Genomic DNA, 15,407 nt, shown 5'->3' with positions numbered 1-15,407 from the left:
AGGGCGGGGATTGGGGATTCGGGATTGGGGATGGACAGCACTGCGCCGCGGGGCGGCGCAGCGGCTCAGCGGCTCAACGCGACAGGGGCTGGCCGACGTCGATGCGGTTGCCGTCGGGGTCGGCGAAGACGAAGCAGCGCAGGCCGAAGTCGGCATCGCGGATCGCCTTGATGATGCGCACGCCCTGGGTCTGCAGGTGGTCGTGCAGCGCCGCCGCGTCGTCGACCAGCAGATGGGCGACGTTGCTGGTGTTGCCGCGGTGGCCGGGGCGCAGGGTCAGGTGCAATTCGGCGTCGTCCTTCTTCAGGATCACGAAGCCGACCGGGCTGCCGTTCTGGAACACGCTGCGGAACCCTAGCCGTTCCGTGTAGAAGGCGACGGCGCGGGCGATCTCGGCGACGGGCACGGTCGGCGCCAGGCGGCCGAAACGGACCGCGGTGGCGGCAGGGACAGGGGACGACATGGCGAAGGCTCCTCGCAGGAAGGCCGCGTGGATCCGCCCGGGCGGTGCCGGAACGGAGCGGGCCTTCGATGGGCGGAGCGGTGTCCGCGCGGTCGGCGGGCAGTCTACACCCGCCGCGCCGTGCTCAGTCTTCCGGCGGCTGGCAGGAGTCGCGCACGATCAGGTGCGGGCGCACGCTGGCCACCGCCAGCGACGGCGTGCCCTCGGGCTGGATCAGCATCGCCGCGGCGGTGCGGCCGGTGTCGCGGGTGTGGCGGCGCACCGAGGTCAGCGACGGCCACAGCCGCGAGGCCAGCGGGCTGTCGTCGTAGCCGATGATCGAGAGCTGGCGCGGGATGTTGATGTTGGCGCGCAGCGCGACCTTGTACACGCCGGCGGCCATTTCGTCGTTGCCGGTGAAGATCGCGCTGGGGCGCTGCTTGCCCAGCAGCAGCTTCTCCGCCGCGGCCACGCCCGATTCGAAGGTGTAGCCGGCCTCGACGATGCGCGCCGGCGGCAGTTCGATGCCGCGCCGGGTCAGCGCGTCGATGAAGCCGGCGGTGCGCTCGTGCGCGGAGCGGTAGGCGCTGGGGCCGGTGATCAGGGCGATGTCGCGGTGGCCCAGCGACAGCAGGTAGTCGGCGGCCTCGGCGGCGCCGTCGCGGTCGTGGGTGACCACCATCTGCGAGGTGTCGTCCAGCGGCAGCGAGGCGATACGGGTGTAGCGCACGCCGATGCCGGCGAGCATGTCGGCCAGCGCCTGGTCCTCGGAGGCGCGCGGCACCAGGATCACTCCGTGCAGCTTCTGCTGCTGCACGAAGCGGCGCACGCCCTCGATGTAGCCGGGACTGCGGCTGTCGCACGGGTGCACCACCAACTCAAAGCTGGAACCGCGCAGCGCGTCCAGCGCGCCATACTGCATGTCCACGATGTACTGCGCGGTGGGGTTGTCGTAGACCATGCCGATCAGGAACGAGCGGCGGAACGCCAGTCCGCGCGCCAGCGGGTCCGGCGCGTAGCCGACCTCGCGCATCAGCGCCTCGACCTTCTCGCGGGTGTCTTTGCGCACCAGCGGGGAGTTGTTGATGATCCGCGACACGGTCTTCTTCGACACCCCGGACAGGCGCGCGATGTCGTTGATCGTCGCGGCCTTGCCGTGGGCGGAAGCGGGAGCATCGGCGGGACGGGGCTTGTTCGGCGCCATGGACGGAAGACCGGACGAAAGAAAGGGGATTCTACTGGGTGTCATGCTCGCTCCAGCGTACGGTCACGCAAGCGGTGTAGGCGCACCATGCCGGGACCCGGGACCCGGGACCCGGGACCCGTGGGCCTGCGCCGGCAGCGGCGATCGGCGTGCACGGCCCGCGGTCAGCCGCCTGGCGCGAACCGGCGCCGCCGGGCCGGCTCAGGCGCGCAGCGCGCGCGGCAGCCACAGCGACAGTTCCGGGAAGAACGCCACGATCAGCAGCACGCACAGCGCCGCCAGCCAGAACGGCCAGATGGTGCGCATGCTCTGGGCGACGGTGATCTGCCCGATCGAGGTGCCGATGAACAGCACCGAGCCCACCGGCGGGGTGATCAGGCCGATGCCGCCGGCCAGCACCATCACCAGGCCGAAATGGATCGGGTCGATGCCGTAGGCCTTGGCCACCGGCAGGAAGATCGGCGTGCAGATCAGGATCTTCGGCGCCAGGTCCATGAACATGCCCAGCAGCAGCAGCATCACCACGATCATCAGCAGCACGGTGTGCTGGCTGTGGGCGATGGACTGCAGGAAGTGCACCGCCGCCGCCGGCACCTGCAGGTAGGCCAGCAGCCAGCCGAACACCGCCGCGGTGGCGATCACGAACAGGATCACGCCGGTGGTGCGCGCGGCGTGCGTCACCGCGGCGAAGAACTCGGCCCAGCGCAACTGCCGATACAGCAGCGCGGTGACCAGCAGTGCGTACACCACCGCGATCGCCGCGCTCTCCACCGCGGTGAAGATGCCGGCGCGGATACCGACGAAGATCAGCGCGACCAGGCCCAGGCCCGGCAGCGCGCCGACCAGGCGCAGCGCCACCGCGCGCCAGCCCGGGAACGCCTCGGTGCCGTAGCCGCGCGAGCGCGCCACCGCGTAGCCGGTGAGCATCATCGCCGCGGTCATCAGCAGCGCCGGGACGATGCCGGCGGCGAACAGGTCGGCGATCGACAGGCCGCCACCGGCCGCGGCCGAGAACAGGATCAGGTTGTGCGAAGGCGGCACCAGCAGCGCCACCAGCGCCGCGGTCATGCTCACGTTGACCGCGTAGTCGCGGTCGTAGCCGCGGTTGATCATCTGCGGAATCATGGTGCCGCCGACCGCCGAGACGTCGGCGATGGCCGAGCCGGACACGCCGCCGAAGAACAGCGAGGACAGCACGCTGACCTGGCCCAGGCCGCCGCGCATGCGCCCGACCAGCGAGGAGGCCAGCGCGATCAGGCGGTCGGAGATGCCGCCGCGCAGCATCAGCTCGCCGGCGAAGATGAACAACGGGATCGCGATCAGCGACGCCGAGCCGCTGCCGGCGGAGATCTGCTGCACCAGCACCACCGCCGGCAGGTCCAGGTACAGCAGCGTGGCCAGCGCCGCCGTGCCCAGCGCGTACGCCACCGGCACGCCGATCAGCAGCAGCACCACGAACAATCCCAACAGGATGGCGATGGCCATGCTCAGTTCCTCCCCATGGTGGTGCCCGGGCGCAGCACCCGCCAGGCCTGGTACAGCGCGAACACGCTCATCAGCGCGCCGCCGATGGACAGCGGCAGGTAGTTGATGCTCTGCGGCATCTGCGCGCCGGCGATCTTGATGTCCAGGCCGTCCAGCAGCAGCACCGCGCCCCACCACGCGATGACTGCGCCGATGGCGGCCACCAGCAGCGGGCGCAGCAGGTCGATGACGCGGCGCAGGGTGGCGTGCAGCGTCTCGGCCAGCAGGAAGAAGCCGAAGTGGCGGCGCGTGTGCACGCCGGCGGCCGCGCCCAGGCTCATCGCCGTGCTCAGCAGCAGCAGCGTCACCGGCTCGGTCCAGCTCGGCGAGTCGTTGAGCACGTAGCGGGTGAACACCTGCCAGCCCTGCACCACCACCAGCCCGAGCAGGGCCGCGGCGGCGATGCCGATGGCGAGGTTGGCGATGCGGTCCAGCAGCCGCTGCAACGGCGGCACCGGGAGGGCGGGGTCGTGGTCGGTCATCGGCATGGACTCAGGCGAAATCGCGGATGCGGCGGTACAGGGCTTCGATCTCCGGCTGCTGCCGGTACTCGGCCAGCAGCGGCGCGGCGGCCTTGCGGAAGGCGGGCATGTCCACCTCGTTGATGGCCACGCCGTAGTCGATCACCTGCTGCCGCGCCTGCGCCTCGGAGGCGTCCCACAGCCGGCGCATCACCGTCACCGATTGCCGCGCGGTCTCCAGCACCAGCGCGCGCTCGTCCGGCGCCAGCGCGTCGAAGCTGCGCCTGGACATCACCAGCACGTCCGGCGCGTAGGAGTGATCGCTTTGCGACCAGTAGTGCGCGGCCTCGAAGTGGCGACTGGACTGGAAGCTGCGCATGTTGTTCTCGGCACCGTCGATCATGTGCGTCTCCATCGCCGAGAAGGTCTCGCCCAGCGACATCGGCGTCGGGTTGGCGCCGAGCATGCGCATCAGCTTGAGGAAGATGTCCGAGGACGCCACGCGTAGCTTGAGCCCGTGCAGGTCCTTGGGCTGCCGCAGCGGATGCTTGGTGTTGTAGAAGCAGCGCGCGCCGGAGTCGTAGATCGCCAGCCCGACCAGGTCGCGCTGTTCGAAGCTGCGCAGGATGCTGTCGCCGACATGGCCGTCGATCGCGCGGCGCAGGTGCGCCACCGAGTCGAACACGTACGGCAGGCACAGCGCCTGGGTCAGCGGGAAGGCGTTGTTCAGCGCGCCGGAGTACACGCGGGTGATGTCGATGGCGCCGAAGCGCGCCATGTCGATCGCCTCGGCCTCGCGGCCGAGCTGGCCGGAGTGGTACTGGCGCAGGCGCAGGCGGCCGCCGCTCTTCTGCTCCAGGGTCTGCCCGAACCAGCGCACCGCCTCCACGGTGGGGTAGTCGGCCACGTGCACGTCGGTGGCGGTGAGCAGGCGCGTCTGGCCGCGTTGCGCCAGCGCGCCCAGCGGCACGCCGGCCGCGGCCGCCGCGGTCAGGCCCGCGCCCAGGAATCGTCTACGAGTGATCATGCTGCGCCCTCCCGCGCGTCATTGCCGTCGCAGCCTAGGCCGCGACCGCCCTGCAGTGAAGTTCGCCGTAGCCGTCGAAGCGGATCGTCGCCTGCTGGCCGATGGCGATGTCGTGGATGCCGGTGGCGTTGCCGGTGGCGATCAGCTCGCCGCGGCGCAGCGGCCGCCCGCGCCTGGCCGAACGCGCCAGCGCGAACGCGAACGCCGCGCGCAGGCCGCCCGGCAGCAGGGTGGCGCCGCCGCTGCCCACGCACTGCCCCTCGATCCAGGTTTCGGCGCGCAGCGCGGTCTCGTCCAGCGTGCTCCAGTCCGGCACCTGCGGCCCCAGCAGCAGGCCGTTGTTGTTGCCGAAATCGGAGATCACCACGCGCGGCCCCAGCTGGTTGATCGTGGCCAGCGGGCTGCTGGCCACTTCCACGCCGATGAACAGCGTGGACGGGACCTGCGCTGCCTGTTCCGCGGTCCAGTCCAGTTGGTCGGCCGGCACGTCCGCATCCAGACGCAGCACGTACTCGGCCTCGACCGCGCCGAAGCCGCCGTCGAACACCGGGATGTCCGCTGTTCCACCGGTAGCATTCCACAGCGCAGCGGCGAAGATCGGGCCCAGCAGACGCTCGTCTCCGGAGTGGTCGCGGCGCTCGGGGGCGATGTAGCCGACCTTCCAGCCGACCACGCGGTCCGGCCATTGCGCGATCGCCAGGTCCTGCACGCGATAGGCGGTCTCCAGATCGTCCGGGATGACGCCGGGGAAATCAGGCAGCGCGCGGCCCTGGCGACGGGCCTGGACGAAGCGGGCCGCGATGTCGGCCAACGCGGGCGGTGGCGTCTGCGACGGGCCGGAAGGAAGGCTCAAGGGCATCTCCGCAAGGATGGGGGTCGGGGAATTGCTGCGCCGCGCATCGACAGCGCGTTGCGCCGTTGTATATGGTAAACCGGTGTCATTGGCAATGTGCGGTGCGGCAAAGAGCCGGGAATCGGGAATCGGGAATCGGGAGTCGGGAGTCGGGAGTCGGGAGTCGGGAGTCGGGAATCGGGAATCGGGAATCGGGAATCGGGAGTCGGGAGTCGGGAGTCGGGAGTCGGGAGTCGGGAGTCGGCAACGGCAACGGCAACGGCAACGGCAACGGCAACGGCAACAGCAACAGCAACAGCAACAGCAACACAGCGTCATGCGTTGGCGCAGGCCACGCGCACACTGGGGCCACCGCCCTCGTCGGTCACGCGCCACGCGGGTTTCTTCCATCCACGACGGAGATCTCGACGATGTCGGCCCTGCTGCTCCCCACCCGTCTGCGCCCCGCCGAACCGTTGTCCCCGCGCCGCGGCAGGCATCGGTCCCGTCCGTGCATCGCCGTGCTGGCGGCGCTGGGCCTGCTGCTGGGTGCCCTCGGCACGGCCGCGGCGGCCGAGCGGCCGGCCAGCGAGAGCGCCGCCGAGCTGGCGGCGCGGCTGCCGCTGTGGCCAGGTCCGGCGCCGGGATCGACGGCTGGTCCCGATCAACCGCACTTGGTCGAGCGCAGCGACGACCCGGCCCTGCCCGATCGCGCGCTCAGCGGTCGCTACCAGCCCTACCTGGTGGTGTACCGGCCGAAGACGCCGAACGGCAGCGCCCTGCTGGTTGCCCCGGGCGGCGGCTATGCGCGCGTGGTGCTGGACAAGGAAGGCACCGCGTTGGTGCCTATCTTCGCCGAACAGGCCGGCATCACCCTGTTTGTGCTGCGGTACCGGCTTCCCGACGCCGCCGCCGATGGCGCTACGGCGCGCGACCAGCCGCTGGCCGACGCGCAACGCGCGCTGCGCCTGATCCGCGCACATGCCGCCGACTACGGGGTGGACCCGCACCGCATCGGCGCGATCGGCTTCTCCGCCGGCGGTCACGTCGCCGCCAGCCTCGGCACCCGCTACGACGACCCGGTGTACCCGGCCCGCGATGCGATCGACCGGGTCAGCGCGCGGCCGGACTTCCTATTGTTGCTGTACCCGGTCATCGACATGGGCAGCGGCACCGCGGCGCACACCGGCTCGCGGCTACGCCTGCTCGGCCGCCACCCCGACCCGGCGACCATGGCCACCTACTCGCTGCAGAACCGCGTGCACGCCGGCATGCCGCCGACCTTCCTGGTGCACGCGCAGGACGACCGGGTGGTGCCGGAGGAGAACAGCCTGCTGTTCTACCAGGCGCTGCGCCAGGCCGGGGTGCCGGCCGAGCTGCACCTGTTCGCGCACGGCGGCCATGGCTTCGGCACCCGCGGTATTGCCGGCCTGCCGTTGGCGGCGTGGCCGCAACTGGCGCTGAGCTGGATGCGCAACGTGCAGGACGATCCGGGTGCTCGCGCGCCGATCGCGCCACCGGCAGGCACGCCGTGAGCCTCGCCGTGGGCACCGCCTCCACCACGCGGCGATGCCCGGCCCGCCCACACCCATCACGCGGCGGGGTCGCCGGCAGTCACACCCGCTGCCGCTTGCCACTCCTTCCACGTCTCCGATCGCCTAGCCAGGACCCCATCCACGCATGACCGCCCGCCCTCGCCTGCCCGCCCCGCCCCCTGCCGCGCCCGACGCGGCGATCCCCGACGACCATGGCCGCCGCCGCTTCCTGCGCGACGGCGCGCTCGGCGCCCTGGTCTTGAGCGGCGCGCTGCCGGGCCTGGCGACCGCGGCGCTGTCGACGCCGGCGGCGCCGCTGGCACGCACCCGCAGCGGCCGCATCCGCGGTGTGCGCGATCAGGGCGTGTGCGTGTTCAAGGGCATTCCCTACGGCGCCGACACCGCGCCGCGGCGCTTCCAGCCGGCGTTGCAGGAACAGCCGTGGCACGGCGTGCGCGACTGCAGCGCCTATGCCGCGTCGGCGCCGCAGCGCGGCGGGTCCGAGCCGGTCAGCGAGGACTGCCTGTTCCTCAACGTCTGGACCGCGGGCCTGCGCGACGGCGCGCGGCGCCCGATCCTGTTCTACATCCACGGCGGCGCCTACAACAACGGCTCCGGCAGCGACCCGCTGTACGACGGCGTGCGCCTGTGCCAGCGCGGCGACGTGGTGGTGGTCAGCGTCAATCACCGCCTCAACGCGTTCGGCTATCTGTACCTGGCGCCGTTCGGCGGCGACGCCTATGCCGCCTCGGGCAACGTCGGCCAGCTCGACCTGGTGCAGGCATTGCAGTGGGTGCGCGCGCACGCGGCCGAGTTCGGCGGCGATGCCGGCAACGTCACCGTGTTCGGCCAGTCCGGCGGTGGCGCCAAGATCGCCACGCTGATGGCGATGCCGGCCGCGCAGGGCCTGTTCCACCGCGCCTGGACCATGAGCGGGCAGCAGGTCACCGCCGCCGGGCCGCGCGCCGCCAGCCAGCGCGCGCAGTTGCTGCTGCAGGCCCTGCAGCTGAAGCCCTCGCAGCTGGACACGCTGCGCACGCTGCCGCTACAGCGCGTGCTCGAGGCCACGCGCACGCCCGACCCGTCGCGCGCCGAGACCACCGCGCTGTACCTGGGCCCGGTGCTGGATGCGCAGGTGCTGCACCGGCATCCGTTCTGGCCGGACGCGCCGCCGCAATCGGCGCGCATCCCGATGGTGATCGGCAACACCCATGACGAGACCCGCGCCTTCCTCGGCCACGATCCGGCCAACTTCGCGCTGAGCTGGGATGCCTTGCCGGACAAGCTGGCGCAGGAGCAGTTCGTGGACCTGTCGCCGCAGGTGGTGATCGCCGAATACCGGCGGCTGTATCCGCACTACACGCCGAGCGAGGTGTTCTTCGCCGCGACCACCGCCGGCCGCTCCTGGCGCGGGGCGGTGGAGGAAGCCGAGGCGCGCGCGCGGCAGGGCGCGCCGACCTGGGTCTACCAGCTGGACTGGGGCTCGCCGCTGGACGGCGGCAAGTTCGGCGCCTTCCACACCCTGGACATCCCGCTGGTGTTCGACAACATCCACCAATCCGGGTCGCGCACCGGCGATGGTGCCGACGCGCAGCGCATGGCCGATGCGATGAGCGCAGCGTTGCTGGCCTTCGCCCGCCATGGCGACCCCAACCACGCCGGCCTGCCGCGCTGGGAACCGTATTCGCTGGTCCAGCGCGAAACCCTGTTGTTCGACACCGACAGCCGCCTGGCGCACGACCCGCGCGGCGGCGAGCGCCGGCTCTACGCGCAGGTGCCGTTCGTGCAGCGTGGGACGTTCTGAGCGTCCGTGCGCCGCCTCGCGTGCGTGACAACGTCGTAGACACACCGCCGAGGATGCGCACAGCATGCGCGGCGTCACGTCCACGATCGCGCAGTCTCCGCGACAATCCCCGCTCCTGCGGGCGACTTACACGCACCCATGCCGCCTTCCGATCGCCAACTGATCTTGCTCGCGCGCATCGACGACTGCTATCGCGCGCTCAGCGGTCACCGGCTGTATTGCCCCGACACCATCGCAGATCGCTATCGTTGGCTGCACACGCATGCGCCGTACGCCATCCTCGCGCATGACGCCGGCACCGATCCCGTGTTCTTCTACGCCAATCGCTGCGCCTTGAACTGCTTCAAGTACAGCGAGCGCGAGATGCTCTCACTGCCGTCCCGCCTGAGCGCCGGCCCATCCGATCGCACCGAACGGCAACGATTGCTCGAGACCGTCACGCGCAACGGCTTGACCGGCGGCTACAGCGGGCCACGGGTCGACAAGCTGGGCAACAGCTTCCTCATCCATGATGGCGAAATCTGGCAGTTGGGCTTCGGCAGCGCCGCGGGGTGGGGCCAGGCCGCCCTGTTCTGGCCAAGCCCTCGCCAGACCGTGGCGCTGGACTAGTACGCCAAGTACGGGTTCCAGCCTTGGCGCCCAAGGGCGAAGGGATGGCGCTGGCTGGAGCGCGGCGACGTATTGCGTGCTGCGCCCGCCGGTGTCGCGATCAGCGGAGTGAACGTGCGCCGGCAGCGCCGGCGATTGTCGCCGCATCCGGCACCGTGCACGCGCGCGCATCGCGCGCTACCAGCCGGTGTCCTCGGCCAGCACCACGCGGTTGCCGACGGCGCGCGCCGAGTCCAGCAACGCCTCGGCGCGCTGCATCAGCGTGGCCGGCGTGTCCTCGGGCGCGGCCAGCAGCGCACCGACGCTGACCGTCAGCGGCCGCGCGTCCGCCGTCTCCTGCGCGATCGCCATCACCTCGACCATGTCGCGCAGCGCCGGCGCCACCTGGCGCAGGTGCGCACCGCTGGCGTCGTACAGCACCAGTGCGAAGCGGTCGGCGCCGATGCGCATGGCCACATCCAGCGGACGCAGCAGACATTGCATGGCCTCGGCCACCTCCAGCACCGCGCGGTCGGCGGCACCGGCACCGCTGCGCTGCGCCAGCGCGGCGAAGCCGTCCAACTCAACCAGGATCAGCGCCAGCCCGCGCTGCAGGCGCCCGCGCTCGGCCAGCGCCACCGCCAGGTGTTCGTCGAAGCGGCGGCGGTCGCCAAGCCCGGTGAGCGCGTCGCGCAAGGCTTCGTCGTCGCGCACCCGCCGCTGCAGGAAGCCTTCGCGGCGCGAGTGTTCGCGCAGGTAGCCGCCGACCGCGCCGACCGGCACCGCGGTCCACAGCAGCCACTGCAGGCGCAGGTAGGCATCGTGCGCCGCGCCGTCCAGCAGCAGGTGGCCGGACACGGCGCTGATCGCGCACAGCAGCAGCGCCACCGCCACGCTCTGCCATAGCGCCATGCCCAGCGGAAAGAAGCCGGCCACGATCACCAGGGTCATCACCGCCGCCGCATAGCGCAGCTCCTGCGGCGGGTAGCCGATGCTCGACAGCACCAGCCCGGTGCCGCCGACCAGCAACAACAACGCGGCACGGCCGGGCCCGTGCGTGTCGGCCCGGTGGATCGCGGCGGCCACCCACAACAGCGCCAACAGGGTCGCTGCTCGCACCGCAACCGCATAGCCGGGCAGACCGCCGCCGCGCCAGCCGAAATGCACCGCGTCCCAGCCCAGCAGCAGCAGCGCGATCAACACGCCCAGCGAGGCCGCCACGCGCTGCGCGAAGCCCAGTGTGGCGGCGGTGTAGTGGCGATACGCCCGTTCCAGCGGAGGATCGAAACGCAGCCCGGCGAATCCCTTGCGCAATTGCGCCGCGTAGGCCTCGCCCGGCGGCGCGTCGTTTGGCTCCTGGTAACGCTCGTGCATGCAGTCCCCTGTCGACGGCAACGCGGCGCGAAGTGCGGATCAGGTCACATCACATCGTGTGCCCCGATTCGGTTCGCGCGGACGCTGCGGTGCCCACGTCGCGACCATGAAAAAGCACCGGCGCGTGATTGTCCACTTTTGGGACGATCGGTTGCGTGACAGTGGTGCCCTGCCGCGCCGGCGTGACGCGGCAGGCAAGCATCAGCGCAACGGCGGGAACGCCCACACACTGTGCGGATCGCCGCCCTGCCCGCGGCGGTACGCGGCGCGCGCCATCTGCCAATAGGCCCAGGCCAGCACTACCGCACAGGCGTCGATCGCCAGCAGCGTGCCGCTGCTCCACGGTGCCACCCAACCGGTGGCGCCGCGCAAGCCGGCCAACGGCACCAGTGCAGTCAGCACCGCGCAGGCCAGCAGCAGTTCGTAGGCGCCACGCGCGGTCGGCCGCAGCAGCGCCCAGGCCACACCCAGCGCGAACACGGCGTAGTACGCACCGCGCTCCATCCCCGGCGGCAACAGGCGCGCAGCCACGAACAGCGCCGACACCCCGGCCACGCAGCCCAGGCACACGCCGGTGGTGAGCCGTGCCATGACGTGGGTGCGCAGCGGCTGCGCGTGCTGGCGGCGCTTGCGCCGCGCCTCCACCCACAGCAGGTTGCCGCTGTAGAACAGGAACGCACCGCCGAGCCCGAGCAGGAAGTACAGCCACTGCAGCGGCCAACGCCCGTAGTTGCCGAAGTGCAGGGTCTGCAGGCCGCGCAGCGACGCCACGCCCGGCGACATGGTCTGCGGCGACAGCACCCGCAGCACCTTGCCGTCGGCCGCGCGCAGGGCGACGCCGGCCAGCGTATTGAGCCGGCGCTGGTCCTGGTGGCCGTAGAGTTCCACCTGCGCGTTGGCGTCGCCGGCATCGTGGAAGGACAGACTCTCCGGCACGAAGCCGGGATTGGCCGCGCGCGCCCTCGCCACCAGCTCGGCCACCGGCAGCATCGGTGCGGCCACGTGCGCGGGCTGCACGTGCGGGGCCAGTTCGAAGTCCGGCTGCAGCACCTGCATCAGCTTGCCGTCGAACACCAGGTACTGGAACGGCGCCAGCAACAGCACGCCCAGGGTCAGCACCGCGCCGGACCAGGCGAAGATCACGTGGAACGGCAGCGACAACATGCCGATGGCGTTGTGCGCGTCCTGCCACAGGCGCTTGACGTTGCGACCGCGGCGCAGCGCGAACAGGTCCTTGAGCAGCACCGGCGCGTACAGCACCACGCCGCTGACCAGAGCCAGCCCGTACAGCAGGCAGACCACGCCGAACAGGTAGGTGCCGAAGGTGCGCGGCAAGCCGGCGGTGAAGTGCAGGTCGTACAGGAAGTCGACGAAACCACTGCGCTGCGGCAGCTGCACCGGTTGCCCATCGGCGCCGGGCTGGAACTGCACGATGCCGCCGAAGGCCTGCTGCGCGGCCGGGCCGAACGCATAGAACTGCGGCAACGTGCGGCCTTCGCCGGGCAGCATCAGCGTGTAGGACTCGGCCAGCGCCGGATGCCGTGCCAGCACCGCATCGGCCAGCGCCTGCGTGGCCTGTTCCGGCCGCAGCGCCGGCGCGTGCACCGCCGGCGGCCGCGGCCACTGCTCCAGGTCGTGGGTGAACACGTTGATCGCCCCGGCATAGAAGGCGATGAACAAGGCCATGCCGGCGAGCAGGCCCATCCAGCTGTGCGCCGACAGGAACTGGCGCAGGGTCGCGGCCTTCATGGGGTCACCTGCACGAGATGACTGGCCTTGAGCAGGAACAGCGCCACGTAGCACAGCGCGGTCGCCGTCCCCAGCCACAGCCACGCGCGTGCGCCGCTGCGGAACACGAAGGCCAGCGACATCGCACAGATCCATGCCGGGAACACCAGCAACAGCCACGGCAGTGTGTGCACCTGCAGGTCGCCCGGCCACAGCAGCACGCACAGCCCGATGACGCCTACCGCCAGCGGCAGGCCGAGCACGATCGCCGCCAGCCACCTAGCCCACATCGGCATCGCCTCCGTGCAATTGCCGCCAGGCATCCAGGTACGGCAAGGCCACCGCCGCCAGCATCGTCGCGCTCAACGCGGCGAAGACGCCGGCCCACACGCCCAGCGCGACGACCGCCGCGCCCAGCGCCACCACGCACAACAGCGTGCCGGCCACGCGCAGCGCGCGTGCGTGCCGCCGCCACGCCGGACACAGCCGCTGGTGCGCGGTGGCCAGGTAGAACGCCAGCGCCGCCAGCGCGGCGGCCAGCAGATAGCCGGCGGTGGCAACGGCAGGCATCACCAGCGCGCCTCGAAGCCGATGCCGACCACGCGCGGCGCGCCCAGGATGGCGATCGGATCGGTGGCCCAGCGGTACTGCACGTAGTGGCGGTCGAGCAGGTTGTTGGCGAAGATCCACGCGCTCCAGTCCAGGGTCTCGTAGCCGAACTTGGCATTGACCACGGTGCGCGAAGCCAGCTGCACCGCGCCGGCGCCGACATCGGTGTAGACGCTGTCGCGAAAGCTGGCATTGAGGTTGGCCAGCCAGCCGTCGGCGAAGCGCCAGTTGGCGCCCAGCGCCGCGGTCCAGCGCGGTGCGTAGGCGAACTCGCGGCCGGCGTAGTCGATGATCGAGGCGCCGGCGACGGTGGTGAAGCTGTCGTAGCGGGTGCGCGCGTAGCCCAGCGAGCCGTACCAGTCGAACGCCTCGTTGGGCCGGTGGCTGGCCTCGAGCTCGGCGCCGTACAGATGCGCGCGGCCGGCGTTGACGGTGTTGTAGTCGAAGCTGTTGAGGCCGAAGTAGGCGGTGGTCTGCTTGTCCTTCCAGTCGATGTAGTAGGCGTTGGCGTTGAGGGTCAGGCGCCGGTCCAGCCACTGCGAGCGCAGCGAGGCTTCGTAGTTCCAGGTGTATTCCGGGTCGTAGGGAAAGGCCTGGCTGCGCGCCGAGTTGAAGCTGGAGCCGCCGGAGCGGTAGCCGCGCTGCACCACCAGGCTGGTCGACAGGTCCGGGCTCCAGTCGTAGCGCGCCCCGAGCTTGGGCAGCAGCGCATCGAAGTCGCGCGTGTTCCATGCCACTTCGCCGTTGGCCGAGCGCACGATGCCGGCCACGCCCTGGTTGATCGCAACGATCGCGCGGTACAGCGCAGTGCCGCTGGCGGCGAAGGCGGCCGGGTCGGGATAGCGGCCGGCGAAGGCGGCGGTGGTGTCGGAAGCCATGGCGTAGCGCTGGCGGTCGTAGCGCAGCCCGCCCAGCAGCGAGAAGCCGCTGCCGACCTGCCACTGGCCATCGGCAAACAGCGCGCGGTTACTGGAACGGGTCGGGCTGGCGCTGACGTAGTCGACCGGAATCACCGGCAAGGCCTGCGCGTAGCGGGTGGCGATCGCGGTGGCGGTGGCGGCCGGGAAGCCGGCGCCGCGCAGCAGGCCGGCGATGGTCGTGGTCGGCGTGGCGACGTTGTTCAGCAGTTGCGCGTCGTTGTCTTCCACATGCCGCGCCCAGTACGCGCCGATCAGGCCCTGCACCGAGGCGCCGGCGTAGTGCAGGCGCAGTTCCTGCGAGGCAGTGGTGTCGTCGAGCTGGCGCTGCGCGTAGCCGGCGTTGTCCGGGCCATGGTCCATGTCCCAGATGCTGGACGAGGTGACCTTGTTCCAGGCGCTGACCGAGGACAGCGACCAGGCGTCGGAGAGCGCGTAATCGGCCTGCAGGGTGACGATGTCGCTGTCGCTGCGGGTGCGGTCCGGGGTGTTGTTGGTGGCGTAGCGGTGCTCGGCATAGTCGGGCAGGTCGGTGCGCACGTAGCTGTACATGTATGGGCCGGTGCGGTGCGAGCGGGTGTAGCCCAGTTGCACCTTCAGCCCGGCGATCGCCGACGGCGTCCACAGCAGCTTGCCGCGGTAGATCGCCGAGACCTGCGCATCGTCGGCGGCCTGGCGGGTGAGGTTCCAGTTGTAGCCGTCGAAGCTGCGCTGCTCCACCGAGGCGCGGAACGCCAGCTCGTCGGCGACGATCGGGCCGCCGACGGCGCCGGCCAGACTGCGGTCGGACGGATCGGAGGCCAGCACCCGCAGCTTGCCCTGCCAGTCCATGGTCGGCTCGGCGGTACGCAGGACGATCGCGCCGGCCAGGGCGTTTTCGCCCTGCAGGGTGGACTGCGGACCGCGCAGGACTTCCACCTGCTGCAGGTCCCACAGGCTCAGCGGCGCCCAGCTGATCGCCTTCCACGGCAGTGCGGCGCCGTCCAGGTAGATGGTGGCCAGCGGTGCATCGCTGCCGCCGTCGATGTTGCGGATGCCGCGGATGCTGAAGCCGGCGTCGCCGTAGGTCTGCGCCATGTTGGCGGTGCGGTTGAACACCTCGTAGGCGCTCTGCAGGTTCTCCTGCTCGATGCGCGCTTCGGTGGTGACGGCGACCGAGCTGGTGGTGTCCTGCACGCTGCGCCCGCTCTTCTCGCCGGTGACGACGATCTGGTCGAGGGTGGTGGGATCAGGGGGAGGTGCGGCATCGGCGGCAGCCGCCCGCGTTGGCGGCGCCAAGCCGAGTAAGACGGACACCACAGACAAGGACAACACCGACCGCGCGACGCGCATGCACCACTCCCCCCGAAAGACTCACGGATG

The 15,407-nt window shown here is 71.1% G+C and carries 14 protein-coding genes; 3 read left to right on the top strand and 11 right to left on the bottom strand.

Annotated features, from left to right (window positions below; all coding sequences use genetic code 11):
* Positions 1-73: 73 nt before the first annotated feature.
* The 6 genes from QN245_RS00350 to QN245_RS00325 form a co-directional block, all read right to left on the bottom strand.
* On the bottom strand, positions 74-463 hold the full coding sequence (locus tag QN245_RS00350; protein WP_184646962.1) for a VOC family protein: 390 nt from the start codon (positions 461-463) through the stop codon (positions 74-76).
* A 124-nt stretch (positions 464-587) separates the two neighbouring features.
* Entirely contained in the window at positions 588-1,646 is a 1,059-nt protein-coding gene (locus tag QN245_RS00345) for a LacI family DNA-binding transcriptional regulator (protein WP_010343057.1), read from the bottom strand.
* A gap of 201 nt (positions 1,647-1,847) precedes the next feature.
* Complete coding sequence (locus QN245_RS00340) at positions 1,848-3,131, bottom strand: TRAP transporter large permease (protein WP_317844240.1); 1,284 nt, start codon at positions 3,129-3,131, stop codon at positions 1,848-1,850.
* A 2-nt stretch (positions 3,132-3,133) separates the two neighbouring features.
* Complete coding sequence (locus QN245_RS00335; protein WP_317844239.1) at positions 3,134-3,652, bottom strand: TRAP transporter small permease; 519 nt, start codon at positions 3,650-3,652, stop codon at positions 3,134-3,136.
* A 10-nt stretch (positions 3,653-3,662) separates the two neighbouring features.
* On the bottom strand, positions 3,663-4,658 hold the full coding sequence (locus QN245_RS00330) for a TRAP transporter substrate-binding protein (protein ID WP_317844238.1): 996 nt from the start codon (positions 4,656-4,658) through the stop codon (positions 3,663-3,665).
* 34 nt (positions 4,659-4,692) lie between these two features.
* Positions 4,693-5,517 carry a 2-keto-4-pentenoate hydratase gene (locus QN245_RS00325; protein ID WP_167088071.1) on the bottom strand — a complete coding sequence of 275 codons (825 nt, stop codon included), beginning with the start codon at positions 5,515-5,517 and terminating at the stop codon, positions 4,693-4,695.
* A gap of 494 nt (positions 5,518-6,011) precedes the next feature.
* Between QN245_RS00325 and QN245_RS00320 the strand changes: the two genes are divergently transcribed.
* The 3 genes from QN245_RS00320 (at position 6,012) to QN245_RS00310 (ending at position 9,438) form a co-directional block, all read left to right on the top strand.
* Complete coding sequence (locus tag QN245_RS00320; RefSeq protein ID WP_317845417.1) at positions 6,012-7,025, top strand: alpha/beta hydrolase; 1,014 nt, start codon at positions 6,012-6,014, stop codon at positions 7,023-7,025.
* A 145-nt stretch (positions 7,026-7,170) separates the two neighbouring features.
* Entirely contained in the window at positions 7,171-8,829 is a 1,659-nt protein-coding gene (locus tag QN245_RS00315; RefSeq protein ID WP_317844237.1) for a carboxylesterase/lipase family protein, read from the top strand.
* Positions 8,830-8,967: 138 nt separating this feature from the next.
* A complete protein-coding gene (locus tag QN245_RS00310) occupies positions 8,968-9,438 on the top strand; it encodes an MEKHLA domain-containing protein (protein ID WP_317844236.1) in 471 nt (156 codons plus the stop codon).
* 177 nt (positions 9,439-9,615) lie between these two features.
* Here the strand turns inward: QN245_RS00310 and QN245_RS00305 are convergent, their stop codons facing one another.
* The 5 genes from QN245_RS00305 to QN245_RS00285 form a co-directional block, all read right to left on the bottom strand.
* Positions 9,616-10,791, bottom strand: a complete 1,176-nt coding sequence (locus QN245_RS00305; protein ID WP_160971029.1) for a GGDEF domain-containing protein — start codon at positions 10,789-10,791, stop codon at positions 9,616-9,618.
* Between the two features lie 201 nt (positions 10,792-10,992).
* Complete coding sequence (locus tag QN245_RS00300; protein ID WP_317844235.1) at positions 10,993-12,540, bottom strand: PepSY-associated TM helix domain-containing protein; 1,548 nt, start codon at positions 12,538-12,540, stop codon at positions 10,993-10,995.
* The gene (locus QN245_RS00295) at positions 12,537-12,809 is read right to left on the bottom strand and encodes a hypothetical protein (protein ID WP_317844234.1); all 273 of its coding nucleotides are present in this window, start codon (positions 12,807-12,809) and stop codon (positions 12,537-12,539) included. Before QN245_RS00295 ends, QN245_RS00300 begins: the two co-directional genes overlap by 4 nt.
* Entirely contained in the window at positions 12,799-13,089 is a 291-nt protein-coding gene (locus QN245_RS00290; RefSeq protein ID WP_317844233.1) for a hypothetical protein, read from the bottom strand. The genes QN245_RS00295 and QN245_RS00290 overlap by 11 nt, the downstream gene beginning before the upstream one ends.
* Positions 13,089-15,344: a TonB-dependent receptor gene (locus QN245_RS00285; RefSeq protein WP_317845416.1), complete on the bottom strand. Its 2,256-nt coding sequence runs from the start codon at positions 15,342-15,344 to the stop codon at positions 13,089-13,091. Before QN245_RS00285 ends, QN245_RS00290 begins: the two co-directional genes overlap by 1 nt.
* Positions 15,345-15,407 lie beyond the last annotated feature (63 nt).

The sequence above is a fragment of the Xanthomonas rydalmerensis genome (genome assembly GCF_033170385.1).
GTDB lineage: Bacteria > Pseudomonadota > Gammaproteobacteria > Xanthomonadales > Xanthomonadaceae > Xanthomonas_A > Xanthomonas_A rydalmerensis.
This window is presented reverse-complemented; position numbering and strand designations above follow the sequence as displayed.

Excerpts from the sequence above, each read along its gene's own strand:
- QN245_RS00335 (WP_317844239.1), bottom strand. The coding sequence starts at position 3,652 with ATGACCGACCACGACCCCGCCCTCCCGGTGCCGCCGTTGCAGCGGCTG.
- QN245_RS00340 (WP_317844240.1), bottom strand. The coding sequence starts at position 3,131 with ATGGCCATCGCCATCCTGTTGGGATTGTTCGTGGTGCTGCTGCTGATC.
- QN245_RS00315 (WP_317844237.1), top strand. The coding sequence starts at position 7,171 with ATGACCGCCCGCCCTCGCCTGCCCGCCCCGCCCCCTGCCGCGCCCGAC.
- QN245_RS00325 (WP_167088071.1), bottom strand. The coding sequence starts at position 5,517 with ATGCCCTTGAGCCTTCCTTCCGGCCCGTCGCAGACGCCACCGCCCGCG.
- QN245_RS00290 (WP_317844233.1), bottom strand. The coding sequence starts at position 13,089 with ATGCCTGCCGTTGCCACCGCCGGCTATCTGCTGGCCGCCGCGCTGGCG.
- QN245_RS00330 (WP_317844238.1), bottom strand. The coding sequence starts at position 4,658 with ATGATCACTCGTAGACGATTCCTGGGCGCGGGCCTGACCGCGGCGGCC.
- QN245_RS00295 (WP_317844234.1), bottom strand. The coding sequence starts at position 12,809 with ATGTGGGCTAGGTGGCTGGCGGCGATCGTGCTCGGCCTGCCGCTGGCG.
- QN245_RS00305 (WP_160971029.1), bottom strand. The coding sequence starts at position 10,791 with ATGCACGAGCGTTACCAGGAGCCAAACGACGCGCCGCCGGGCGAGGCC.
- QN245_RS00350 (WP_184646962.1), bottom strand. The coding sequence starts at position 463 with ATGTCGTCCCCTGTCCCTGCCGCCACCGCGGTCCGTTTCGGCCGCCTG.
- QN245_RS00300 (WP_317844235.1), bottom strand. The coding sequence starts at position 12,540 with ATGAAGGCCGCGACCCTGCGCCAGTTCCTGTCGGCGCACAGCTGGATG.
- QN245_RS00345 (WP_010343057.1), bottom strand. The coding sequence starts at position 1,646 with ATGGCGCCGAACAAGCCCCGTCCCGCCGATGCTCCCGCTTCCGCCCAC.
- QN245_RS00310 (WP_317844236.1), top strand. The coding sequence starts at position 8,968 with ATGCCGCCTTCCGATCGCCAACTGATCTTGCTCGCGCGCATCGACGAC.